Origin of the sequence: Staphylococcus sp. FSL H8-0121 (genome assembly GCF_038008425.1) — a bacterium.
In the GTDB taxonomy this organism is placed as follows: domain Bacteria; phylum Bacillota; class Bacilli; order Staphylococcales; family Staphylococcaceae; genus Staphylococcus; species Staphylococcus pasteuri.
In genome coordinates, this window is the sequence record NZ_JBBOZB010000001.1 from 632813 (window position 1) to 656490 (window position 23678).

The 23678-nt window shown below is 31.8% G+C and carries 23 protein-coding genes; 3 read left to right on the forward strand and 20 right to left on the reverse strand.

Annotated elements, in window-relative coordinates; all coding sequences use genetic code 11:
- Positions 1 to 113: 113 nt before the first annotated feature.
- The 3 genes from recG to LFT63_RS03040 form a co-directional block, all read right to left on the reverse strand.
- Positions 114 to 2162, reverse strand: a complete 2049-nt coding sequence (recG, locus tag LFT63_RS03030) for an ATP-dependent DNA helicase RecG (RefSeq protein WP_340767892.1) — start codon at positions 2160 to 2162, stop codon at positions 114 to 116.
- A 245-nt stretch (positions 2163 to 2407) separates the two neighbouring features.
- On the reverse strand, positions 2408 to 4057 hold the full coding sequence (fakA, locus tag LFT63_RS03035) for a fatty acid kinase catalytic subunit FakA (protein WP_017637131.1): 1650 nt from the start codon (positions 4055 to 4057) through the stop codon (positions 2408 to 2410).
- A 14-nt stretch (positions 4058 to 4071) separates the two neighbouring features.
- Positions 4072 to 4446: an Asp23/Gls24 family envelope stress response protein gene (locus LFT63_RS03040; RefSeq protein ID WP_017637132.1), complete on the reverse strand. Its 375-nt coding sequence runs from the start codon at positions 4444 to 4446 to the stop codon at positions 4072 to 4074.
- A 307-nt stretch (positions 4447 to 4753) separates the two neighbouring features.
- On the opposite strand from LFT63_RS03040, the gene rpmB reads away from it, so the two are divergent.
- A complete protein-coding gene (rpmB, locus tag LFT63_RS03045) occupies positions 4754 to 4942 on the forward strand; it encodes a 50S ribosomal protein L28 (RefSeq protein ID WP_002435210.1) in 189 nt (62 codons plus the stop codon).
- Positions 4943 to 5106: 164 nt separating this feature from the next.
- Here rpmB and LFT63_RS03050 read toward each other — a convergent pair whose 3' ends face one another.
- The 9 genes from LFT63_RS03050 to LFT63_RS03090 all read right to left on the reverse strand — a co-directional run bounded on the left by LFT63_RS03050 (position 5107) and on the right by LFT63_RS03090 (position 13989).
- Positions 5107 to 5751: a thiamine diphosphokinase gene (locus LFT63_RS03050; RefSeq protein ID WP_029055459.1), complete on the reverse strand. Its 645-nt coding sequence runs from the start codon at positions 5749 to 5751 to the stop codon at positions 5107 to 5109.
- Between the two features lie 5 nt (positions 5752 to 5756).
- Entirely contained in the window at positions 5757 to 6401 is a 645-nt protein-coding gene (gene rpe, locus LFT63_RS03055; protein WP_017637134.1) for a ribulose-phosphate 3-epimerase, read from the reverse strand.
- Positions 6402 to 7277, reverse strand: coding sequence for a ribosome small subunit-dependent GTPase A (gene rsgA, locus LFT63_RS03060; protein ID WP_029055461.1), 876 nt, complete (start codon positions 7275 to 7277; stop codon positions 6402 to 6404).
- A gap of 140 nt (positions 7278 to 7417) precedes the next feature.
- Positions 7418 to 9430 (reverse strand): Stk1 family PASTA domain-containing Ser/Thr kinase, encoded by a 2013-nt coding sequence (gene pknB, locus LFT63_RS03065; RefSeq protein ID WP_340767896.1) that lies wholly within the window; start codon positions 9428 to 9430, stop codon positions 7418 to 7420.
- Positions 9427 to 10170, reverse strand: a complete 744-nt coding sequence (locus LFT63_RS03070) for a Stp1/IreP family PP2C-type Ser/Thr phosphatase (RefSeq protein WP_029055463.1) — start codon at positions 10168 to 10170, stop codon at positions 9427 to 9429. The genes pknB and LFT63_RS03070 overlap by 4 nt, the downstream gene beginning before the upstream one ends.
- Before the next feature lie 5 nt (positions 10171 to 10175).
- On the reverse strand, positions 10176 to 11270 hold the full coding sequence (rlmN, locus tag LFT63_RS03075) for a 23S rRNA (adenine(2503)-C(2))-methyltransferase RlmN (protein WP_029055464.1): 1095 nt from the start codon (positions 11268 to 11270) through the stop codon (positions 10176 to 10178).
- 1 nt (position 11271) lies between these two features.
- Complete coding sequence (gene rsmB, locus LFT63_RS03080) at positions 11272 to 12579, reverse strand: 16S rRNA (cytosine(967)-C(5))-methyltransferase RsmB (protein WP_029055465.1); 1308 nt, start codon at positions 12577 to 12579, stop codon at positions 11272 to 11274.
- Positions 12576 to 13508 carry a methionyl-tRNA formyltransferase gene (gene fmt / locus LFT63_RS03085; RefSeq protein ID WP_029055466.1) on the reverse strand — a complete coding sequence of 311 codons (933 nt, stop codon included), beginning with the start codon at positions 13506 to 13508 and terminating at the stop codon, positions 12576 to 12578. The genes rsmB and fmt overlap by 4 nt, the downstream gene beginning before the upstream one ends.
- A complete protein-coding gene (locus tag LFT63_RS03090; RefSeq protein WP_029055467.1) occupies positions 13501 to 13989 on the reverse strand; it encodes a peptide deformylase in 489 nt (162 codons plus the stop codon). Before LFT63_RS03090 ends, fmt begins: the two co-directional genes overlap by 8 nt.
- A gap of 207 nt (positions 13990 to 14196) precedes the next feature.
- Between LFT63_RS03090 and LFT63_RS03095 the strand changes: the two genes are divergently transcribed.
- Positions 14197 to 14400, forward strand: a complete 204-nt coding sequence (locus LFT63_RS03095; protein ID WP_029055468.1) for a TM2 domain-containing protein — start codon at positions 14197 to 14199, stop codon at positions 14398 to 14400.
- Positions 14401 to 14474: 74 nt separating this feature from the next.
- On the opposite strand, the gene priA is transcribed toward LFT63_RS03095, so the two are convergent.
- The 4 genes from priA to gmk form a co-directional block, all read right to left on the reverse strand.
- Complete coding sequence (gene priA / locus LFT63_RS03100; RefSeq protein ID WP_029055469.1) at positions 14475 to 16883, reverse strand: primosomal protein N'; 2409 nt, start codon at positions 16881 to 16883, stop codon at positions 14475 to 14477.
- The gene (gene coaBC, locus LFT63_RS03105; RefSeq protein ID WP_107999693.1) at positions 16883 to 18082 is read right to left on the reverse strand and encodes a bifunctional phosphopantothenoylcysteine decarboxylase/phosphopantothenate--cysteine ligase CoaBC; all 1200 of its coding nucleotides are present in this window, start codon (positions 18080 to 18082) and stop codon (positions 16883 to 16885) included. The genes priA and coaBC overlap by 1 nt, the downstream gene beginning before the upstream one ends.
- A 220-nt stretch (positions 18083 to 18302) precedes the next feature.
- Positions 18303 to 18515, reverse strand: coding sequence for a DNA-directed RNA polymerase subunit omega (rpoZ, locus tag LFT63_RS03110; RefSeq protein WP_017637145.1), 213 nt, complete (start codon positions 18513 to 18515; stop codon positions 18303 to 18305).
- Positions 18515 to 19138, reverse strand: coding sequence for a guanylate kinase (gmk, locus tag LFT63_RS03115; RefSeq protein WP_017637146.1), 624 nt, complete (start codon positions 19136 to 19138; stop codon positions 18515 to 18517). The genes rpoZ and gmk overlap by 1 nt, the downstream gene beginning before the upstream one ends.
- A 193-nt stretch (positions 19139 to 19331) precedes the next feature.
- Here gmk and LFT63_RS03120 point away from each other — a divergent pair, with 193 nt between their 5' ends.
- Complete coding sequence (locus tag LFT63_RS03120) at positions 19332 to 21038, forward strand: Rqc2 family fibronectin-binding protein (RefSeq protein WP_340767900.1); 1707 nt, start codon at positions 19332 to 19334, stop codon at positions 21036 to 21038.
- A 131-nt stretch (positions 21039 to 21169) separates the two neighbouring features.
- Here the strand turns inward: LFT63_RS03120 and LFT63_RS03125 are convergent, their stop codons facing one another.
- The 4 genes from LFT63_RS03125 to pyrF form a co-directional block, all read right to left on the reverse strand.
- On the reverse strand, positions 21170 to 21577 hold the full coding sequence (locus tag LFT63_RS03125) for a VOC family protein (protein WP_017637148.1): 408 nt from the start codon (positions 21575 to 21577) through the stop codon (positions 21170 to 21172).
- 448 nt (positions 21578 to 22025) lie between these two features.
- Positions 22026 to 22250: a hypothetical protein gene (locus LFT63_RS03130; RefSeq protein ID WP_017637149.1), complete on the reverse strand. Its 225-nt coding sequence runs from the start codon at positions 22248 to 22250 to the stop codon at positions 22026 to 22028.
- Positions 22251 to 22275: 25 nt separating this feature from the next.
- The gene (gene pyrE / locus LFT63_RS03135; protein WP_017637150.1) at positions 22276 to 22887 is read right to left on the reverse strand and encodes an orotate phosphoribosyltransferase; all 612 of its coding nucleotides are present in this window, start codon (positions 22885 to 22887) and stop codon (positions 22276 to 22278) included.
- The gene (gene pyrF / locus LFT63_RS03140) at positions 22888 to 23580 is read right to left on the reverse strand and encodes an orotidine-5'-phosphate decarboxylase (RefSeq protein WP_029055472.1); all 693 of its coding nucleotides are present in this window, start codon (positions 23578 to 23580) and stop codon (positions 22888 to 22890) included.
- Between the last annotated feature and the right edge of the window lie 98 nt (positions 23581 to 23678).

The window sequence follows — 23678 nt, forward strand, 5'->3', positions numbered from 1 at the left end:
ATTCCTCACATATCATAACACTTTCTATTTCAATCCCTCAACAATAAACTATAATAGATATTTAAAATAGTTTTTAGATTATTGAAAATGGCGTCTTAATAGTACTCCAACAATTAATCAAAGTTCATATCTAATAAATTATCTTCAATGAAATGTCTTAAATGATCATAATTTGAATTGAAAAATTCTCCTGATTGAATTAATTCACCAGCTTCATCTCTAGCAACTTCTAACATTCTATAATCTTCTACTATATTTGCAACTAAGAAGTCAGGCAATCCACTTTGCTTAACGCCAAAGAAATCTCCTGGACCTCTCATTTCTAAATCGCGTTCACTTAATTCAAATCCATCCGTTGTTTGTGTCATGATAGTCATTCTTTCAATACCTGTTTCTGTTTTAGGTGAAGCTATAAGTACACAATAACTTTGATGCTCACTTCTACCAACTCTTCCTCGTAATTGATGTAGTGTAGATAAACCGAAACGATCTGCATCATAAATCATCATAAATGTTGCGTTAGGTACATTTACACCAACTTCAACAACAGTAGTAGAAACTAAAATATCAATCTCATGTTGACTGAATCGATGCATTACTTCATCTTTTTCCTCATTAGTCAATTTACCATGTAATAACCCTACTTTATTTTGCCCATAGTATTGTTGTAATGATTCATATAACTCAACTACATTTTGTACATCTTCTAAATGTTCTGAGCTTTCTATAAGCGGACATATCACATATGCTTGTCTTCCTTTTTTAAGTTCGCTTGTCATTTGAGTTAATACTTGTTCATATTGTTCATGCTTGGCCCAACTCGTGATAATCGGCTTTCTTCCTTTTGGTAATTGTTTAATAGATGAAACGTCCATTTCACCAAATACTGATATAGCTAAAGTTCTTGGAATTGGGGTTGCCGTCATAAATAATACATTAGTCATAGCACCTTTTTCTCTTAAACGTTGTCGTTGATTTACACCGAAACGATGCTGTTCATCTGTTATAACCAAACCAACATTTTCAAATGTTACATCATCTTGTATTAAAGCATGTGTACCTATAAGACAATCAATTGTTCCATTTTCAAGTTGTTCAAGTAGAATACGACGTTTTTTTCCTTTTACAGACCCTGTTAACAAGGCTACGTTCATAGTTTCTCCGAATAAATCAATTAAACTTTCTGCATGTTGTTCAGCTAATATTTCTGTTGGTACCATTAATGCCGATTGATATCCAGCCGTTTTTAAGGCATACATACATATAGCTGCTACAACAGTTTTACCGGAACCTACATCGCCTTGTAATAATCTATGCATACGTATAGGTGCTTTTAAATCTCTAAAGATTTCATTCACACTACTTTTCTGAGCATCTGTAAGTTCAAAAGGAAGTGAGTCTATAAAAGATTTCACTTTTTGAATATCATATTTTATTTCGATAGCATCATCTGAGGTCTTTTCCAATCTATTCAACCATTGCATACGCAATTCAAACATAAATAATTCTGTAAAAGCATATGTCCGTCGTGCTCTTAACAAATCATTTTTACTTTTTGGATGATGTAACGTTTTAAGTGTGTAATCTAATGTTTCTAATTTATACTTTGTTCTTAATTCATCTGATAACCATTCATGAATGACCACATCATCTAGTGATTGACGAATATTATCTCGAAGTTGCTTTTGTTTAATGCCTTCTTTAATACGGTAAACCGGCTCTAGTTGCGTATCATTCGAATTATCTTGCTGATTAAAAAACATTCGATTGCCATTAATTTCTTGTTTAGCTCGATTCCATTTTCCTTTTACAGTTACGATACCATTTAATTCGATTTTCTTTTTTAAATAAGGTTGATTAAAAAAGACGCATTTAACGGCAATCTGATTGACCATAATATGTACTGTTAATTTAGACCTATTTCTTCCAAAGAATGCTACAGTTGGAGATGAATAGACTTCCCCTTGAACTGTCACTGTACTTTGATCTTCGGCTTCATTTAAATCTATAACAGTATTATCTTCGTAACGTGTAGGTAAATAAAGTACGAGGTCTTCCACAGTATTAATATTTAATTCTTGTAACACAGCCAAACGTTTAGGTCCAATGCCTTTTATTTGATTTAAAGGATACGGACTTTCTATTAAATTGACTTTCGCCATATTCGATCACCTTAATTTAAATTACTCTATTAAACGAGTTTTGATTATTAAACCCATTCTACCATTTACACAGCTTAACGTTGATAGAAACGCATTACGAAACTAAAGTTTACATAATATATTTATGTTAGACTTTATTATTATCATTTATTACTAAATATAAAAATAAAACGAGAATGAAGTATACAGCTATCTCTGCATAAAACTTCAATCTCGTTATCATTTATAGTTTACCTATATTACTCTTATTCAACCGCGAATAAATATTGATATATTGGTTGTTGTCCATTATGGTTTTCAATTTCAACATCAGGATAAGTAGACTCAACCCATTCAGTTAATTGATCCGTAATTTGTTGCTTACTATCTTCTCCAGCTATAATAGTTAAAATTTCACTATCTTCACTTAACATAGCTTCTAACAATTGCTTAGTAGCTGTATATTGATCAGCGTCACAAGTTATAATTTTATCTTCAGCAAGACCCATAAACTCATCTTTTTTGATTTCAACGCCATCTATTTTTGTATCTCTAACAGCAAATGTTACAGAACCTGATTTAACAACATCTAATGCATTGACCATATGGCTTTTATTATCTTCTAATGAAGAATCTGCATCAAACTGGAATAATGCTGCAATACCTTGTGGTACAGATTTTGTAGGGATTACTACTGCTTCTGCATCAACTATTTCAGCTGCTTGTTCACTGGCCATTAAGATATTTTTATTATTTGGTAAAATAATAGCACGTTTACATTCAGACTGTTCAATAACTTTGACAATATCTTCCGTAGATGGGTTCATTGTTTGACCACCACTAATGATATGAGTTGCACCCATCGATTTAAATAATTCTGAGATGCCGTCACCCATAGATATAGTAATAATTGCTGTTTCAACTGTTTGAGGTGTTTCGTGTTTATGATTGTTTGCTTCTTTTCTAATCACTTCACGATGTTGCTCTCTCATGTTTTCAACTTTAAGTTTGATTAATTCACCATATTGTTGTCCGTAATTAAATACTTGACCTGGATATTCCGTATGAACGTGAACTTTAACAATTTCATCGTCATTAATTACTAATAAGGAATCTCCAAATTCGCTCATATCTTGACGGAATTCTTCTTCTTTAAAAGGTTTCTTATCTTTACCAAAACGAACCATCATTTCAGTACAATAACCATAGACAATATCTTCAGTATTGATAACACCATGGAAATCGTGTTCATCATTTACTAAAGTATCAGTATCTAGTTTTGGTTTAGATGCTTCTATAGTTTCACCATTTAATCCTTTTAAAAATCCTTCATATACAGATAATAGACCTTTACCACCACTATCGACAACGCCGACTTCTTTCAATACGGCAAGTAAATTAGGGGTGTTATTTAATGATTTTTCAGCTGCTTCAATAGTTGATTCCATAACTTCAATACAATCATTTGATGTTTCAGCTTTATCCACTGCTGCTTGAGCTGCGTCTTTAGCGACCGTTAAAATTGTTCCTTCAACTGGTTTCATAACAGCTTTATACGCAGTTTCAACACCAGCCTGCAAACTAGCAGCTAATTGTTGAGCAGTAATTTCGGCTTCTGTTTCGATATTTTTACAGAATCCTCTAAATAATTGAGATAAAATAACACCAGAATTACCTCTAGCACCCATTAATAATCCTTTAGAGAATGTTTTACCTAGTTCTCCAATGTTTTGTGATAAATTATTTTCAACTTCTTCACGACCAGAAGTGATTGTAAGATTCATATTAGTCCCTGTATCTCCATCTGGTACTGGATATACATTAAGCGAATCCACTAAATCTGCATTATTAGATAAATTTTGTGCCCCTTGTATTATCATATCGGCAAACAATTTACCATTGATTTTGCTAATCATTTCACGTTGTCCTCCTATATCTTTTTGCCCGTTTGGTTTAATCTAACACCTTGTACAAAGATATTAACTGAATTCACTTTAACATTAAGTGTTGACTCTAATGTATATTTAACAGTTGACTGAACATTGTTAGCCACTTCTGAAATTTTCACACCATAACTTACTATAATATACATATCTATATCAACATTTCCGTTTTCTTCGCGTACTTTGATACCGCGTGCGTAATTGTCATGCCCTAAAATTTCAGCAATTCCATCTCTAACTTGTTGTCTAGATGACATACCAACTATGCCGTAACATTCAACAGCTTTACCGCCTACAACAGAGGCGATGACTTCATTCGAAATATCAATTTTACCGTAATCATTTGAAATTTCTAATGTCATATTAATATTCCTCCTGAAAAATAAAGTTATATGTTGCGATTCTCATATAATTAAGCAATCTCATTGCTAAATTTTAATAATTAATATTAGTAAATCATTTGAATTTTTAATGTTTAAATTTCATATTTCTTTACAGTATCATACTATATTACTCCACAGCTTACAATTATATCATAAAATATCAACAGTTTGCGCCATTAAATTTTAATTTGCAGAACTAATTATTGCCAATTTCGTTAAGTTATGATATCTTAATAAAGTATATAAGTAGTGACGTGTATTTATATTTATTAAAGGAGGTACTTTCATGGGTAAACAATGTTACGTAACAGGTCGTAAAGCTTCGACTGGTAATAATCGTTCACACGCTTTAAATGCGAACAAACGCAGATGGAACGCTAACCTTCAAAAAGTTAGAATTCTTGTTGACGGAAAACCTAAAAAAGTTTGGGTTTCTGCACGTGCTTTAAAATCTGGTAAAGTTACTAGAGTTTAATAAATATAATGCACTTATAAATAGTCCTTATGTGGAGGATTTATTTTAAAAGAACTTAAAGGAGCTTCCTTTAAGTTCTTTTTTTATGCAATCATATTTACAAGTAATAAAATAAAGGGGTACTATTTCCAAATAATTATATCTTTCTCTTTCCTATTATTCTATTAGTAATCTTTGTCTTTGCTTCTCATTTGTAAAACATGTCCATGACTAATTTCAATATTGCCTCGCTCATGTTTAACTTCATTTGAAATTGTTAACGTAGATCCCACTTCTAATTTTTCTTGTTGTAATTCATATTTAAATCCAGTTAAAGAAATAACTGGTTCACCACTCATAGGTATAAATGAAATATAAGGATAATTTGAATTAAAATCTACTGTATAACAACCAGGTGTCAGTAATGTAATTTCATTTTGAGTATCAATAATCTTAAACTTGACCCCTTTATTAATATATTCAGGTTTTAAGAGTAATTGAATAACACCCATAAAATGATCTAAACGACCACCAGTCGCGCCATAAATATTAATCTCTTTATACCCTTCGGCGACTGCTTGTGCTACACCGAGGCCTAAATCAGTATCATCCTTTTCTGCTTTCACTGGATGTATATTTAATTGTTGGGATAAAATGTGACGTTCTTCATCGTTTACTGAATCAAAATCACCAACCGAAAATTCAGGAATAATTTGATGCTTTAAGAGAATTAAGGCACCTCTATCTATGCCGCCCCAAATATCTTCACGGTGTTGATCAAATAAATCATTTGGAAGATTTCTATCAGAGCACATTAAATTGATTTCCATAATCATCAGCCCTTTAGTTTTTGTGTAACTTCTTTATAATCACTTTGTTTAAAGAAATATGAGCCAGTTACTAACATTGTAGCTCCATTTTTCACACAAATTTCAGCTGTTTCTGCATTGATACCGCCATCAACTTCAATATCAAATGTAAGTTGCTTTTCATTTTTTAACGTATTTAATTCTAGTATTTTATCAACACATTCTTCAATAAATGATTGACCACCAAAACCAGGGTTAACTGTCATAATTAATACATAATCTACTACATTGATAATAGGTAGTAGCTGACTAACTGGTGTTCCTGGATTAATGACAACGCCTGCTTTTTTACCTTTGTTCTTTATTTGTTCTAGCGCTCTATGAATATGGGCAGTAGCTTCTAAATGAACAGAAATGAGATCTGCACCATGGTCTGCGAATAATTCAATATATTGTTCAGGATTTTCAATCATTAAATGGACATCTATCGGTAAATCTGTTTGTTTACGAACTGCATCTAGAATTGGAATTCCAATAGAAATATTAGGTACAAATTGACCATCCATAACATCAAAGTGTAATCCATCAACTTGTGCATCTTCTAATTTTATTATTTCATCTTTTAAGTTTAAAAAATCAACTGATAGTAGTGAAGGTAATACTTTAGTCATTTAATATCGAACCTTTCTCTCTGAAATTTCATTAAATAATTGTAAATAATGTTCATATCTAAATTGTGCGATGTTTCCTTTATCTAATTCTTCTTTGACATTACATTTTGGTTCTTTAAGATGATTACAATTACGGAATTTACATTGCTCACCGTATTGTGCAATTTCGATAAAGTAATTTTTAATCTCATCTTTGTCAATATGATCAAAGTCAAGTGCACTAAAACCTGGCGTATCTGCGATAAAACCACTCACCGTTTCATGTAGTTCTACATGTCTAGTAGTATGTTTACCTCGATTAAGAGATTTTGAAATATCATTAGTTTCAAGCTCAAGTTCAGGTTTAAAATGGTTTAAGAAAGTCGATTTCCCAACTCCAGACTGTCCACTTAAAACAATTAAACCTCTCCCCCATTCTTCAACTAATGTCGTTTGGTTATCATGAATACTAACAAATTGAGTTGAATAACCTATTTCTTCATAAATAGATAGATAATTATTAATTTTTTCAATTTGATTATCGTCAGCCATATCTTTTTTAGTGACTAAGATTCTTGTGTTTAACCCATATGAATGGGCAATCACTAAAAATCTATCTAATAGTTGCGTTGAAAATTGTGGCTCAACAGCACTCATTACAATAACTAATGTATCAATATTACTGACAGGTGGCCTTTTTAATTCATTATCTCTTTCATGAACATGTTGAATATAACCTTCTGTTTCATTTTGCACATCAAAATCTACAATATCTCCAACAATGGGTGAAAATTTCTTCTTTCTAAATAAGCCACGTGGTTTCGTATTATAGCGTTTACCGTTAACATCTACTTGATAAACGCCGCTTATCAATTTTACAATTCGACCTGTCTTCAAAAGGACACCTCTCATAATTATTTTACTGATAATAGTATATCAAACTCATTAATAATTATATATCTTTATAACTATAAAAAATACGATGAGTCTCGTAATTGACTCATCGTATAGCACTTCATATTTTAATGAATTATTATTTAGTCATCATAATCCACATCTTTATCTGCAACAATTTTGTTATCTACTCTTACAGTGTAACCAGCAGTTTTACCTTTTTCAATTTTCATAGGAATATTAATTGATTTGTCATCTTTAATTTCAAATGATTGAACTGCGCTAGAACCACTATTATCTTTATCTCTAACATAAACTTCTACTTTTTGGCTTTTTCCCTTTTTACCAGAATAAGGTACTTTCACTGATTCATTGTAATTCTTAACATCTTTATCTGAATCATCATCTGATTTATCATCGTCGGATTCTTCGCCTTTAGAGACAACTAATGTTATTGTTGAGCCTTCATCTACTGATTTACCTTTTGGTGATTGTGAAATAATATCATTCTTTTTCACACTGTCGCTATAGGATTTTGAAACTTTTAATTTGAATCCTTTTAATTCTAATTCTTTCTTAGCAGTATCATATGATTTGTTTTCATAATCACTTACATATACTTGTCTAACTCCTAAAGATTCATAAATTTTGATATTATTGTCATTTAATTTCACTTTTTTATTTGCTGACACACTTTGATTAGCAATATAACCTTTAGGTGTGCTTGAACTATATGTTTGTTCAACCCCTACATCTTTAAGACCTACTTCACGCAGTTTATCGAGCGCGTCATCTTTTGATAAACCAATTACACTTGGCATTTTAACCATTTCAGGTCCTTTTGATACTACAATATCAATTTTATCTCCACGCTCAACGCGCTCACCTTTAGCTGGTTTAGATTTAATGATTTGATTTTCAGGGTATTTATCACTGTAATCTTTCGAAACGTCACCAAGTTTTAGATTATGATTTTTCAACATTGTTTCAGCTTGGGATTGTGTTTTACCAGTGATATCTGGCATTTCTTCAAATTTATCACCAAACACTGCCATACTTACAAAAGAAATAAGACCGATAAGTAATAACGCAAAGATAAATGCGTATAAAAATTTCTTTTTCTTAGAACTTTTTTTGCGTGGCGGTTCATATAAATGTGTATCTTTATTTTGAGGTTGTTGATTGTCTTGGTGATCCATTATTGGAATTTGCATTGTTTGACCAATACTTTTCTCTTTTGGTGTGTCGTCAATCTTTCTGGAAATTTCTTCTTTAGAAAAAGACATTGTTTTAGTCTTGGTTTGATCTAAAGTATATCTTTCTTCGTTAGAACGATTTTCATGTAGTGCACTACTTAAATCATCACGCATTTGTTGAATAGTAGTATATCTATTAGCTCTATCCTTCTCAGTCGCTTTAAGTACAACGTTGCTCAAAGCTTGTGGCACTTCTTCGCGTTTATCTGTTGTTATGTTAGGAATGGAATCTTGTATATGTTTAATGGCAATGCTTACAGCTGTTTCACCATTAAATGGTGGTTCCCCTACTAACATTTCAAATAACACGATACCTATAGAATATATATCAGTACCTTCATCGGTAGATTCACCTTTAGCTTGTTCGGGAGATAGATATTGCACAGTCCCAAGTACATGATTCGTTTGAGTTAACGATGTTTCACTTATCGCTTTTGCTATACCAAAATCAAAAATTTTCAAGGTTTTATTTTTATCAATGAGAATATTTTGTGGCTTTATATCTCTATGTACGATTCTATTGTCATGTGCATGTTTAATGCCTTCTAGAATTTGTTGAGTAAATTGTACAGCAGTTTCTAAACTTAAGGGTCCATGGTTCTCAATATACTCAGCAAGTGTTGGCCCTTCAATATACTCCATTACTAAAAAGTAACAATCATCTTCTTCAGCTACATCAAAAATGGTAACAATATTTTTATGTGATAATTGTGATGAATTATGAACTTCTCTTTCAAAGCGACGTAATGTCTCTTCTTTCTCCCTTGGTGGGATTGAAATAGCTTTAATTGCAACCTTACGCTTCAGAATTAAATCTTCAGCTAGATAAACAATGCTCATTCCACCGCCACCAAGCTTATCAATGACTTTATAGCGCTCATTAATCAGTTTATTTATCATACTCTATCACCCTCGATAGCAGATAATATAAAACTTATATTATCTCTAGATTCGTGGGCGAATGCTAAACGCATAAGGCTCTCACCATGATCTTCTAAAGAAACTTCTTGTTTTAATTCTTCTTGAATCTCATAATTTCTAACATAATCTGTTAGTCCGTCAGAATTAAGTAATAAATAGTCATAAAAGTTTAAGCGCTTAATAAATAAATCTGGAGATACACGTTTATCTGTTCCCATTACTTTGGTAATGATATTTCTTTGAGGATGATGGTATGCCTCTTCTTCTGTAATTTGACCTGTCATTACTAGATGATTCACAAAAGAATGGTCACTAGTAATTTGATCAATTTGCCTACTATTTATAACGTAAGCTCGAGAATCACCAACATTAGCAATAACAACTACTTTATCGAATACTAATGCACAAACACAAGTCGTACCCATACCATGGTAATCAGGGTTTTCTTGAGCATAATTATAAAGATCAAAATTAATTGCTTTAATGTTCGTACTCAACCATTCTTCAGCTTGATGTTCTTCGATTAAATTTTCCGCTTCAAAGCGTTTTTGTAGTTCATAAGTAACAAACTGACTTGCAATTTCACCAGCTCTATGACCACCCATACCGTCACACAACACTAACATTTGTTGACTAGTTTGGTTATAAAATATACCGCCTGCGTCCTCGTTCTTATCTCTATGTTGTCCAGTATCAGTGAAAAATTGTGCATTTAGCATTGCTCTTACCTCGTTTCTACTTGTCGTTCCTTCGCTCTTAATTGACCACATGCTGCATCAATATCTGATCCTTGTTCACGTCTTATTGTAGCATTGATACCTAATCGTTTTAACTCTTTTTCAAATTTAAAAATATCATCTTTAGGTGTTTTGACATAGTTTCTTTCTGGAACATGGTTAACTGGAATTAAATTGACGTGACAATTTAATCCTTTAATAAGATGAGCTAAATCTCTAGCATGTTCTAATTGATCATTTACACCGCCAAACAAACCATATTCAAATGTAATACGACGATTTGTTTTTTCTTGATAGTATTCAATAGCTTCCATTAATTTTTCAACATTATAGGCACGGTTTATAGGCATTAATCTTGAACGAATTTCATCTTTTGCACCATGTAAACTTACTGCAAAATTAATTTGGATATCTTCATCAGCAAAGTCATAAATTCTTGGAATAATTCCTGAAGTAGATACTGTGATATGTCTTGCACCGATATTTAAACTATTATCGTCATTTACAATACGTAAAAAGTCCATCATTTCATCATAATTTTCAAATGGTTCGCCAATACCCATAATAACAATTTGTGATACACGTTCATCTGTTTCGTCTAATGCTTTTTGTACTGTTAATACTTGAGATACAATCTCTCCTGCTTCTAAATTACGTTTTAATCCGCCTAATGTTGAAGCACAAAATGTACAACCAATACGGCAACCAACTTGTGTTGTTACGCATACTGAATTTCCATATTCATGTCGCATTAATACAGTTTCAATTGTATAGCCATCTTGTAATTCGAACAAGAATTTGATTGTGCCGTCTCTACTTTCTTGTTTAACAACAGTCGTTAACGTTGTCATTGCAAAGTTGTCTTTTAATAGTTGACGTAAATCTTTTGAAAGATTTGTCATTTCATCAATGCTATCAACACGTTTTTGATATAACCATTCAAAAATTTGTTTTGCTCTAAATTTCTGTTGACCGTGTTCAATTAACCAGTCTTGCATTTCATCGTATCTTAAAGAGTAAATAGACTGCTTCTCAAAATCAGGAAGGAATTTATTTTTCTTTTTCTTTTTTTCAGTAATCATATTAACTTTCCTTTCTTTTAATTCTAGCGATAAAGAATCCATCTGAATGATAGTCTTGGGGGAAGACTTGTAATGTTTTAACCATTTCACCAGTTGTTGGGTGTTGGAATGGTTCAAATTCAAAATCATCATTTTGTTTTAAGAATGTATACACTACATTTTCATTTTCCATTTGTTCTATTGTACATGTTGAATAAACAATTGAACCTCCAGGTTTTACGTTATGTTTTACATTCTCCAATATTTGTAATTGTAATTCAACTAGTGATTGAATTGTATTTTTCGACTGACTATATTTAATTTCAGGTTTATGTCGTAATACACCGAAACCGCTACATGGAGCATCCACTAAAATTTTGTCATATTGATTTTCATAGGGTTCTGTTGCATCGTGTTGAAAGGCTTTAATATTTTTAAGTCTTAATTTTCTTATATTGAAATCAATCAGTTTTATTTTATGATCATGTATATCTGTCGCATCAACATGCCCTTCTGGAGATAATATTTCAGCAATGTGACACGCTTTCCCCCCAGGTGCACTACATGCATCTAATACAGAATCATTTCTATCTAAATCCATGATATGCGCTACAAACATGGAACTTTTATCTTGAATTGATACTAAACCATCTTTAAAAGCTCTTGAGTTCACAATTGGTTTTCCAGAAATGTGAAGACAGAAAGGTAAAACGTCATCTTTTTTTACTGTATACTCTTCTTTTACTAACGCACTTATAATGTTATCAATCGAGCCTCTTGTTATATTAGCTCTTACAGTAGTAGCTACTGGTTCTAAAAATGATTGTGCAATTGTCTCTGTTTGTTCCAAGCCGTAATGTGTTACCCAATGGTCAACTAACCACTTAGGTAAACTATATTGAATAGCAATTCTTTTTTTATCATCTTGGATATCATTTATATCTGGTAATTCACTTCTCATAATTGTACGTAGTATACCGTTAACCACATTTCCGGTATAATAACCGCCTTCTTCTTTGGCAATTTCCACCGCTTCATTAATGATTGCGTGATCAGGTACTTTATCTAAGTATACATATTGATAAATACTCATCCAAAGTAATTCACGTACCCAACCTTTGATTTTTGTTTTTAAAAATGGTTTCAAATAAAAATCTAAAGTATATTTACGTTTTACTGTACCGTATACAAGTTCAGTGAATAATCCTTTATCTAAATCACTAATTTCATATGTTGATAGTACTTCATTAATTTCTAAGTTACTATAGGCACCTTCATCTAATATTGCTTGTATTGTCTCAAAAGCGAGACCTCTTATCGAATTTGTCATACTAATTTCTTCCCAACTAGTGATTCTTGAACACCACTTAAATAATTTGCTACTTGCATACGTTTTTTACCGGCTAATTGAATATCAGTTAAAGCAATACATTCATCTGAGGCAGTTGCAACTATAATTGCTTTCTTAGTCGTATCTACAATAGTGCCTGGTTCACCTTTTTTACCTGATACGATATGTGCACCATAAATTTTTAAATTCTTGTCATCCATAATAGTATAGGCAACTGGCCATGGTGATAGACCTCTTATATGATTGTGTATCTCTTGTGCACTACAATTCCAATCGATTTTTTCATCTTCACGACTAATATTTGAAGCAAATGAAGCTTGACTATCATCTTGTTCTACACTGTCATTAGTACCATTTAAAATTGAAGGTAATGTTTCTTTTAATAAATCAGCACCTAAAAAACTCAACTTATCATGCATTGAACCCACATTATCATCTTGTTCTATGTCGATAGCTCGTTGTGAGATAATATTTCCTGCATCTAGTTTTTTCACCATATACATAATCGTTATACCTGTTTCTTTTTCACCGTCTATAATCGCTTGATGTATTGGTGCGCCACCTCGATATTTAGGTAACAATGAAGCATGTACGTTTATTGCCCCTAGTTTAGGTGTATTCAATAATTGTTCTGGTAAGATTTGGCCAAATGCAGCTGTTACGATAAGATCTGAATCCATGTTTAATAATGTTTGTAATTCCTCAGATCCTTTTATTTTCTCAGGTTGATATACTGGAATATTATGTTCTACCGCTACTTTTTTTACAGGCGGTGGTGTCATAACGCGTTTTCTACCTACTGGTCTGTCTGGTTGAGTTACTACTGCAATAACTTCATGCTCTGCAATAAGCATTTCTAATACTTTAGTTGAGAAATCTGGTGTTCCCATAAAAATTATTTTACTCATTTTCGAAATATGCCTCCATTTCACTATCACTTAATATACGTTTAGCCTTTTCTGTGAAAAATATGCCATTTAATTGATCAATCATATGTAAAATCATTCTCGCTACATCATCGTACGCTGTTAATTCTACTGAATTTCCGTTAACGTCATTACTTTCAACAACAATCATTTTACTGCGTTCAACTTCGCCATATACATCAGGTAAACTTACTGATCCTTCTAAATCAGTAATCGTTTCAGTTGATTGTTTAATAATTTTAGGATTGATAAGTTGTAATAAGCCTTCCATTTCCATATCAACGATGGCAACTTGTTGGTTAATACCGATTTGATTTGCGCTTAATGCAGATCCTTCCAACGCATATAAAGTATCTTCAACATCTGTTAGTGTTTGCTTTAATTGATTATCGTATTGTTCTACTTGATGTGCCGGTTGGTTAAATATTGGATGCTCCGCTTTAACTAATTTTTTTACTGACATATTTAACGCTCCTCATTAAAATTCATCAAACCATTATAACTTATATAGTATAAAATTGCGACCTCCCTTATTCAGACTAAAGAATGAGAACGATCTCTTTGACTTTAATACCATATTTTATAAAATATAAATGAGTACTATGTTTAAAAAAAGGGAAGATTAATAAAGACAATTAATTTAAATTGTAAAAAAAGAGGTGAATTAATAATGGAAGTAAACAAAGTGATTTATATTTTATTAGCTGTATTTTTAGGTAGCTTTGGAATTCATAAATTCTATGCTGGTAAAAATATGCAAGGCATTCTACACATTTTATTCTGTTGGACAGCAATACCTCATATTTTAGCTATTATTAGTGCTATCTTAACATTATTCAGACCAGCTGATGAAAATGGTAATGTATTAATGTAATTAAATTAAATTTTTAAGCCATTGAGCGCTGACAACTGTGTTTGTTGTCATGATACTCAATGGCTTTTTTATGTCTACATCATCATTTGTGGGTTGATATCTATTTTTAATGCTAATTTATCTTTAACATACTTGTCATGATAATAATCATCTAAATATGTTAATGCTTTGTGTAATTCTGGTTCTCTTTTATATTTAACTAGAATTTGGAAGCGGTACTCGTTGTTAATTCTTGATAAAGCCGCAGGAGAAGGACCGAGGACAAGGGCTTGATCAGTTAGATGTTGTAACAATATTTTATGAATATGTTTAGAAGCTTCCATTACTTTTTTCATTTCTTTATGTGAAATTGTAAAATTAATTAAAAAGTAATAAGGAGGATACTTACCTAATTTGCGATAACTCATTTCTTGTTGATAAAAAGTTAAATAATCATTTTTCTTAACATCTTCAATTGCGTAATGTTCAGGATTATATGTTTGAATAATTACTTGCCCTTCTTTTTCATGACGTCCTGCTCGTCCAGCTACTTGTGTTAATAGTTGATATGTGCGTTCGCTAGCTCTAAAATCAGGTAAATTTAACATTGTATCTGCATTTAGAACACCTACTAATGTGATATTAGGATAATCTAATCCTTTAGCTATCATTTGTGTGCCTAAAAGAATATCTCCTTTACCATTTTCAAAATCATTAAGTAATTTTTCATGAGCACCTTTACGTGATGTTGTATCTACGTCCATACGAATGATTTTTGCATCTTCGAATTCTTGCTGGAGTAATTCTTCAACTCTTTGTGTACCAGTCCCTACTTGTCTAATATGTTCACTTTCACAATTAGGACATTTATTAGGTGGCGTTTCTTGATAACCACAATAGTGACATTTCAATTGATCAGTTGTTTTGTGATACGTTAATGAAATATCACAGTTTGGACACTGTGGTACGTGACCACAATCACGGCAAAGCATAAATGAAGCATATCCTCTTCTATTTAAAAATAGTACGATTTGTTCATTATGGTCTAAACAATGTTGAATGGCTTGTCTAAGTGTAGAAGAAAACATTGAACGGTTCCCTTCTGCAAGTTCCTCACGCATATCCACAATATTAATAGCAGGCAGCGCTTGATTATTAACACGATTAGGTAATGTTAATAATTGATAAACGTCTTTTTCTGCACGTGCATATGTTTCTAAACTTGGAGTTGCACTTCCTAGTATGACTGGACATTGATGATAATGACTACGCCATTGCGCTATATCTCGCGCATGATATCTTGGATAATCTTCTTGCTTATATGTAGATTCATGTTCTTCGTCTATAATAATTAGACCTAAATTTTTAAATGGAGCAAATATACTTGAGCGAGCACCTACACTGACTTGTGCACGACCATCACGAATCTTTTGCCATTCATCATATCTTTCACCATTTGAAAGACCTGAATGTAACACCGCAACATCATCACCAAATCGGCGCTTAACCCGTAATACCATTTGTGGTGTTAAAGCAATTTCGGGGACGAGCATCATAGCCTGTTTACCTTGATTTAATGCTGTTTCAATAGTTTGTAAGTATACTTCTGTTTTCCCCGATCCTGTGACACCATGTAATAAAAATGTTCTCTCTTCATTTGCATCTATTTTTGCTTTAATCGCATCGAAAGCATTTTGTTGATCATTCGTTAATTGACGATTATTTTCTTTCTCAAAAATACGATTTGCAAAAGGATCTCTTTCAACTTCAGCGTCATACTTTTCTAAATAACCTTTTTTAATTAATGTATCTAAACTTGATTTAGAGAATCCCATTTCATCTAATTCTTTGATAAACACATCTCGGTGTCTTTCATCTAACAAGTAAGCATATAAATCATATTGCTTAATTGATTTTTCTAATTTATTTAAAATTTCGTCTGGATTACCTATATCCGTTACTTTAACAGCACGTTGTGTTTTCTTTTTAATATTTTGCGATAAGATAGTAGTTTCTTTAATGAAATGTTGCTTTAATAAATCATCTAAATATCCTAAATCGTTATTTTTTTGTGCATCTTTATAAAAATAATATCCATCTTTATTAAATCTTTTTAAAATAGATTCTGATATGTCATTACCCTTTACAATTTCGAACGCTTTTTGATATTTAGCTTTAATTGCATTAGGCAACATGACTTCTAAAACTGAAATACGTTTTGTTAAATGATAATGACTAAGCCACTCACTAAGTTCAATTAATTCAGGTGTTAATTCTGGTTTGATGTCTTGAATCTCTTTGATTTCTTTAAGTTTACTGAAGTCAATGTCTTCGTCAGGTTGATCTTGAATACTCATAACATACCCTTGAATTGTTCTTGGTCCAAACGGTACTATCACACGTACCCCTATTTGAACGAATGATTGCAATCGTTCAGGTATAATATAGTCAAATTTAAAATCAACACTTTTAGAAGGTATATCTACAATAACCTTTGCTATCATTATTGCCACCTAGTTTCTAATTCGTCTAAAATTTCGTTAGCAATTTCAACTTTTTTGCCTTTCTTTATATTGACCATATCTTGGTTTTTAAAATGCATCGTTAATTCATTTTCATCTGAATTAAAACCAATTGATTTATCACCAACATTATTGGAAATAATCACATCCGCATTTTTTCTTTTTAATTTATCTTGAGCATATTGTTCAATATTTTGAGTTTCTGCAGCAAAACCAACTAAATACTGATCCTGTTTATGTTCACCAAGATACTTAAGAATATCCTGAGTACGTTTAAATTTTACAGTTAAATCGCCATCTTGCTTTTTCATTTTATGATCTAACACTTCAGATGGAGTGTAATCAGATACAGCTGCGGCTTTAATAACGATATCTTGAGTATCATAGTATTGTAATGTTTCTTCAAACATCTCTTTTGCACTTTCAACTCGAATCACATTCACACCTTTAGGATCATCTAATTGGGTTGGCCCACTAACTAGCGTGACATTAGCACCACGTTTTTGTAATGCAGTTGCTATTGCGAATCCCATTTTTCCTGATGAACGATTTGATACAAATCTAACTGGATCGATGACTTCAACTGTAGGACCTGCAGTAACAAGAGCATTTTTACCTTTAAATGAACTTTCAATTTGTGTCTCATGTTGATTAAAGTATTGATTAATGACTGACACAATTTGTAAAGGTTCTTCCATACGTCCTTTAGCAACATATCCGCACGCTAAATAACCGTCCCCAGGTTCTATAAATTGGTACCCATCAGATTTTAAAGTCTCTATATTATGTTGTGTTCGTTTATTTTCGTACATGTGTACATTCATAGCTGGAGCGATAAATGTTTGTGTTTCTGTTGCTAATAAAGTTGACGTTATCATATCATCTGCAATACCGACACTTAACTTTGCAATTGTATTTGCAGTCGCTGGCGCTACGATAATAACATCTGCCCAATCGCCAAGTGCAACGTGTTGGATTTCTTGAGGATTTTCTTCTTTAAAAGTATTTGTATAAACTGGATTTTTACTAATAGATTGAAAGGCTAATGGTGTAACAAATTCTTGTGCATGATTTGATAACATCACACGTACTTCATAACCTGCTTGAGTTAATTTACTAGTTAAATCTATAGCTTTATATGCAGCTATACCGCCCGTAACCGCTAATAAAATATGTTTCATTATTGTGTTCTCCTTAAATACATTTTCAATTCAATCAATTTATTTCCCTGATTAGAACTTTGCTCGTTTGTTTATTCAACAAGATGTTATTCAAATTTATATTAATTATACACAAATTATCAATGATATTAAAAAAACACACCTTATATAAGTGATATATTCATTACAACTCATGTAATAACATATCTCAAAAAAGGTGTGTACATTTATTTTAATGTGATTATCCTAAAAATTCGTTAGGAATAACTGGTGAAACTTTACCATCAGCAATTTCTTCTAGTGCTTTACCAACAGGTTTAGCTGAAATGTATTTACTTTCTAAAGCTGTTTCTGGTTTTTCATCTAATTCACGAGCTCTTTTTGCAGCAGTAGTAGCGATAAGATATTTAGATGTAATCTTACCTGTTAATTGGTTTAAAGGTGGATTTAACATTATTTTTTTGCCTCCAGTATCATTTTTCTATATTTAGCTTCTATTCTTTCACGTTTAAGGTGTTCAGCTTCGACGATTGATTGAATTTTGTTTTTGGCTAACTCTACTTCATCGTTAACCACAACATAATCATATAAATTCATCATTTCTACTTCTTTTCGTGCTTCGCTAACACGACTTTGAATTTTCTCATCTGATTCTGTCCCTCTACCTACTAAACGATCTCTTAAATCATCTAGACTTGGTGGAGCTAAGAAAATAAATAATGCTTCAGGGAATTTCTTTCTAACTTGTTTTGCACCTTCGACTTCAATTTCTAGAAATACATCATGTCCTTGGTCCATCGTATCTCTAACATATTGAACAGGCGTACCATAGTAATTACCTACATACTCGGCATATTCAATAAATTGATCATCTTTAATTAATGCTTCAAATTCATCTTTTGTTTTGAAGAAGTAATCTACACCATCAATTTCACCCTCGCGCATGCTACGAGTAGTCATCGATATAGAATACTTATACGAAGTATTGGGATCTTCAAATATTTTCTTTCTAACAGTTCCTTTACCTACACCAGAAGGACCTGAAAGAACTATTAACAATCCTTTTTCATTATCCATGCCTTACGACCTTTCTAAGCTATTCTTCTATTATTTAAATATGATATCATATTGCACTTGAAATTGTATAGAGATACTTTTAGCGACTCATTATACATTTTTCATAATAAGTTAAATTAAACAAGAATCATGACCGTACGAATGATGCATGTTACAATAATGAGAATGAATAACAAGAAGGTGGCAGATATCAATGGCATATGATGGCCTATTTACAAAACAGATGGTTGATTCCTTACAAGATTTAGTTACAGGACGCATCCATAAAGTTAATCAACCCGAAAATGATACGATAATTATTGTTGTACGCCAAAACCGTCAAAATCATCAACTACTTTTATCTATACATCCAAGCTTTTCAAGGTTGCAATTAACGAATAAAAAATATGATAATCCATTCGACCCACCTATGTTTGCTCGTGTCTTCCGTAAACATCTAGAAGGTGGCATTATTAAAGCTATTCGTCAAATTGGTAATGATAGACGTGTAGAAATTGATGTACAAAGTAAAGATGAAATCGGCGATACTATGTATAGAACGATTATATTAGAAATTATGGGTAAACATAGTAATTTAATATTAGTTGATGAAAATCGAAAAATCATCGAAGGATTTAAACATCTTACACCTAATACAAACCAATATCGTACAGTAATGCCTGGTTTCCAATATGAAGCCCCTCCAACTCAACATAAGTTAAACCCTTATGAAGTGTCAGGTTCTGAAGCATTAAAACATATTGATTTCAATGCAGGTAAAATTGCTAAACAACTGTTAAATACTTTCGAAGGTTTTAGCCCGTTAATTACAAATGAAATCGTTAATCGTCGTCAGTTTATGACGCCTGAGACTTTACCTGAAGCATATGATGAAGTCATGGCTGAGACACTAGAAACACCTACCCCTGTATTTCATAAAAATCATCAATCTGGTAAAGAAGATTTTTACTTCATGACTTTAAATCAATTTTATGATGATATAGTAACTTATGACTCTTTAAATGATTTATTAGATCGTTATTATGATGCACGAGGAGAACGTGAGCGCGTCAAACAACGTGCTAATGATTTAGTGCGTTTTGTCCAACAACAACTTCATAAATATCAAAACAAATTAAGCAAACTCATGCATGAATATGAAGGAACTAAAGATAAAGATAATTATCAATTGTATGGGGAATTAATAACAGCAAATATTTATCGTATAAATCAAGGAGACGAATCTGTAACAGTACTCAATTATTATAATAATGAAGAGATTACAATTCCCTTGAATCCAACGAAATCTCCTTCTGTTAATGCACAATATTATTATAGACAATACAATCGTATGAAAACGCGTGAACATGAACTTCAACGTCAAATTCAGTTAACTAAAGAAAACATTGACTATTTCACTGGTATTGAACAGCAATTAGAACATATAACGGTAAATGAAATCGATGATATTCGTGACGAATTAGCAGATCAAGGATTTATGAAACAGCGTAAAAATGTTAAGAAAAAGAAAAATGCTAAAATACAGCTTCAATCTTATCTTTCAACAGATGGAGATACGATATTAGTAGGTAAAAATAATAAACAAAATGATTATCTCACTAATAAAAAAGCACAGAAAAATCATATATGGTTCCATACGAAAGACATCCCAGGTTCGCATGTTGTTATTCTAAATGATTCACCTTCAGAAGAAACTATTAAAGAAGCGGCTATGCTCGCTGGTTACTTCTCTAAAGCTGGAAATTCAGGTCAAATTCCTGTTGACTATACCGAAATAAAACATGTCCATAAACCTTCTGGTGCAAAACCAGGATTTATCACTTATGACAAGCAAAAAACTTTATATGCAACTCCAGATTATGATCATATTCAACATATGAAATCTGAAAGTTTAACTTAATTTAAATATAAAGAGGACTGATTACGCATATATGAAGTGCACCCCAAAAGTTAGACTTAAAATCTAACTTTATGGATTTCAGCACAATATATGACACGTAACCAGTCCTTTTTAATTATATAAATATTTTGTTAGTGCTTATCTGGTAATGCAAGTTGGAAACTGACACCAAATTTATCTTGTACCCATGCAAATTCGCGATATGGTGGCATTTCAGTTTTAGGCATTAAAATAGCGCCTTCTTTTTTTAGTCCACTGAAAAGTCTTTCCATTTCCATTGTATCTTTAACAGTGACATAAAGTGACATTGCAGGATTCATTGGTAATTCTTCTCCATTGTTTGCATCAATAGCCATAAAAACTTGACCATTTAGTGTGAATATCGAATGTTGAACAGTTCCAGGTGTTCCAGGTCCATCTTCATCATATTTAACCATCGTTATAATTTCACTATCTTCAAATAAGCTTGTATATAAATTAATTGCTTCTTCTGCTTGATCATTAAACATTAAAAATGTCGTTATTTTTGGTATTTCCATTTTAATCCCCCTATAAGTGTTGTTTAAATTATTATCAATACTTATCCATAGTTTAACATGCGTGTCTTAATTTTGTTGACTATACCCACTTTTAAGATTTTAGCTATTTATAATATTTTTGTTAGATGTAGTTTTTTAATTTTGACTTATATGTTTGAACGGTTAAAATTAAATTAAGTGAAAAGGAGGCCATAATATGACACATTTACTTATTCCTCTATTGATATTAGTAATTGTTTTACTAATTGGATGGCTATTAACTAAATTATTTATTCGTTAAAGTAATATAAAAAAGAAACGGCGTTAGAGTGTTGTTAAACTGATGTGCCCTTATAAAGTTAGATTTTTAGTACAACTTTAGGGTTCAGTACAAACATTGACTAATCGCCGTTTTTTTAATTCATTGCTTTTAAATTAATAATCATGTAGTTTAAATCATTATTTCGGACTACAATTCACCTTTAGTACGTAAGTTTTCCTTTGCTTTTTTGAAAATATCACTTGTATGTTCAAAAGCATTATAATTCATTTCTTTTTGAAATTTGGATACTGTACTTTCATTTTCTTGGACATCGAGTTGAGTTGTATTTCTAAAATCTTCCCGTCGACTTAAAAATGCATTGCAGTGTTTTAATGACGAGTACAGATGATTATCATGTTTCTGCTTTAACATTTTACATCCCACCTATAAACCTATCTTATGATAAGTTATCTCTCCAATCAACTAAAGTCTGAATGTCATTTTCAGAAATTTCTCCACGCTCTTTTGCTACTTCAATCAATTCATTATAATTACTTAAAGTGTAAAAAGGAATTTGTGCTTGTTTGAATGTATCATCTGCTTTAGCTAGACCATAAGTAAATATGGCAACAACGCCTAACACTTCTGCGCCAGCTTCTTTAAGGGCATCTACTGCTGTTACTGATGATCCACCAGTAGAAATTAAATCTTCAACAACCACTACTTTTTTGCCTTTACTTTTGGCACCTTCAATTTGATTTTGTTTACCATGGCTTTTACTTTTCGAACGAACATAGTTCATTGGTAACTCCATTTTTTCTGAAATATACGCAGCATGTGGTATACCTGCTGTTGCAGTACCAGAAATAATTTCTACGTCTTCAAATTTTTCATTAATAAGTTTGATTAAACCATCTCTAATAGCATTTCGTACTTCTGGATAGCCTAATGTTACTCTGTTATCGCAATAAATTGGTGATTTAATACCTGAACTCCATGTAAATAAATCATTTGGTGATAATGATACTGCTTCAATATCTAGTAGTGATTTTGCAATTTCTTTAGCCATTTAACCTAACCAACTTTCTTTTATTTTTTGATAACTTTCAACTGGATTGTCACTTTGAGTAATTGGTCGACCAACAACAATATGTGTTGATCCTAATTTTTTAGCTTGCTCCGGTGTAGTGATTCGTTTTTGATCATTTTGCGCAGCACCTTGAGGTCTAATGCCAGGCGTTACCTTCATAAAATCTTCGCCTAATTCTTTAGTTAACAATTCCGCTTCCAATGGTGAGCAAACGACACCATCAAGACCTGCTTGTTGAGTCAATCGAGCATAATTTAGAACTGCTTCTTCAATCGTTGTTTGTATATTTTGTTCATTATTTAACTGTTCTTGAGTTGTTGATGTTAATTGAGTAACAGCAATGATTTTTATATCTTTGTTGTGTTGACGTAATCCTTCAATAGCTGCTTCCATCATCGCCTTACCACCAGCTGCATGAACATTTACTAAATCTACATCTAATTTTGCTAACCCTTGCATTGCTTTATTTACTGTATTGGGGATGTCATGTAATTTTAAATCAAGAAATATACTATGACCTCTATCTTTAATTGATTTAATTAAATCAGGTCCTGTTTGATAAAATAATTCCATTCCAACTTTTACAAATAATGGTTCATTAAATTGATCTAAAAATGCATTAACTTTATCTGCAGATTCAAAATCTAATGCAATAATTGGTAATTGTTTCATTATGTACTCCTTATATTGAAAGTTCTTCAATCAAAGTCTAATAACTAAGAATTGAAGAACTTATCTAAATTAAAATGTAGTTTCAAAATATTAAATTA

What these genes read in the sequence shown, in the direction of transcription:
- recG (WP_340767892.1), bottom strand. Translation starts at nt 2,162, where the DNA reads ATGGCGAAAGTCAATTTAATAGAAAGTCCGTATCCTTTAAATCAAATA.
- fakA (WP_017637131.1), bottom strand. Translation starts at nt 4,057, where the DNA reads ATGATTAGCAAAATCAATGGTAAATTGTTTGCCGATATGATAATACAA.
- LFT63_RS03040 (WP_017637132.1), bottom strand. Translation starts at nt 4,446, where the DNA reads ATGACATTAGAAATTTCAAATGATTACGGTAAAATTGATATTTCGAAT.
- rpmB (WP_002435210.1), top strand. Translation starts at nt 4,754, where the DNA reads ATGGGTAAACAATGTTACGTAACAGGTCGTAAAGCTTCGACTGGTAAT.
- LFT63_RS03050 (WP_029055459.1), bottom strand. Translation starts at nt 5,751, where the DNA reads ATGGAAATCAATTTAATGTGCTCTGATAGAAATCTTCCAAATGATTTA.
- rpe (WP_017637134.1), bottom strand. Translation starts at nt 6,401, where the DNA reads ATGACTAAAGTATTACCTTCACTACTATCAGTTGATTTTTTAAACTTA.
- pknB (WP_340767896.1), bottom strand. Translation starts at nt 9,430, where the DNA reads ATGATAAATAAACTGATTAATGAGCGCTATAAAGTCATTGATAAGCTT.
- LFT63_RS03070 (WP_029055463.1), bottom strand. Translation starts at nt 10,170, where the DNA reads ATGCTAAATGCACAATTTTTCACTGATACTGGACAACATAGAGATAAG.
- rlmN (WP_029055464.1), bottom strand. Translation starts at nt 11,270, where the DNA reads ATGATTACTGAAAAAAAGAAAAAGAAAAATAAATTCCTTCCTGATTTT.
- rsmB (WP_029055465.1), bottom strand. Translation starts at nt 12,579, where the DNA reads ATGACAAATTCGATAAGAGGTCTCGCTTTTGAGACAATACAAGCAATA.
- fmt (WP_029055466.1), bottom strand. Translation starts at nt 13,508, where the DNA reads ATGAGTAAAATAATTTTTATGGGAACACCAGATTTCTCAACTAAAGTA.
- LFT63_RS03090 (WP_029055467.1), bottom strand. Translation starts at nt 13,989, where the DNA reads ATGTCAGTAAAAAAATTAGTTAAAGCGGAGCATCCAATATTTAACCAA.
- LFT63_RS03095 (WP_029055468.1), top strand. Translation starts at nt 14,197, where the DNA reads ATGGAAGTAAACAAAGTGATTTATATTTTATTAGCTGTATTTTTAGGT.
- priA (WP_029055469.1), bottom strand. Translation starts at nt 16,883, where the DNA reads ATGATAGCAAAGGTTATTGTAGATATACCTTCTAAAAGTGTTGATTTT.
- coaBC (WP_107999693.1), bottom strand. Translation starts at nt 18,082, where the DNA reads ATGAAACATATTTTATTAGCGGTTACGGGCGGTATAGCTGCATATAAA.
- rpoZ (WP_017637145.1), bottom strand. Translation starts at nt 18,515, where the DNA reads ATGTTAAATCCACCTTTAAACCAATTAACAGGTAAGATTACATCTAAA.
- gmk (WP_017637146.1), bottom strand. Translation starts at nt 19,138, where the DNA reads ATGGATAATGAAAAAGGATTGTTAATAGTTCTTTCAGGTCCTTCTGGT.
- LFT63_RS03120 (WP_340767900.1), top strand. Translation starts at nt 19,332, where the DNA reads ATGGCATATGATGGCCTATTTACAAAACAGATGGTTGATTCCTTACAA.
- LFT63_RS03125 (WP_017637148.1), bottom strand. Translation starts at nt 21,577, where the DNA reads ATGGAAATACCAAAAATAACGACATTTTTAATGTTTAATGATCAAGCA.
- LFT63_RS03130 (WP_017637149.1), bottom strand. Translation starts at nt 22,250, where the DNA reads ATGTTAAAGCAGAAACATGATAATCATCTGTACTCGTCATTAAAACAC.
- pyrE (WP_017637150.1), bottom strand. Translation starts at nt 22,887, where the DNA reads ATGGCTAAAGAAATTGCAAAATCACTACTAGATATTGAAGCAGTATCA.
- pyrF (WP_029055472.1), bottom strand. Translation starts at nt 23,580, where the DNA reads ATGAAACAATTACCAATTATTGCATTAGATTTTGAATCTGCAGATAAA.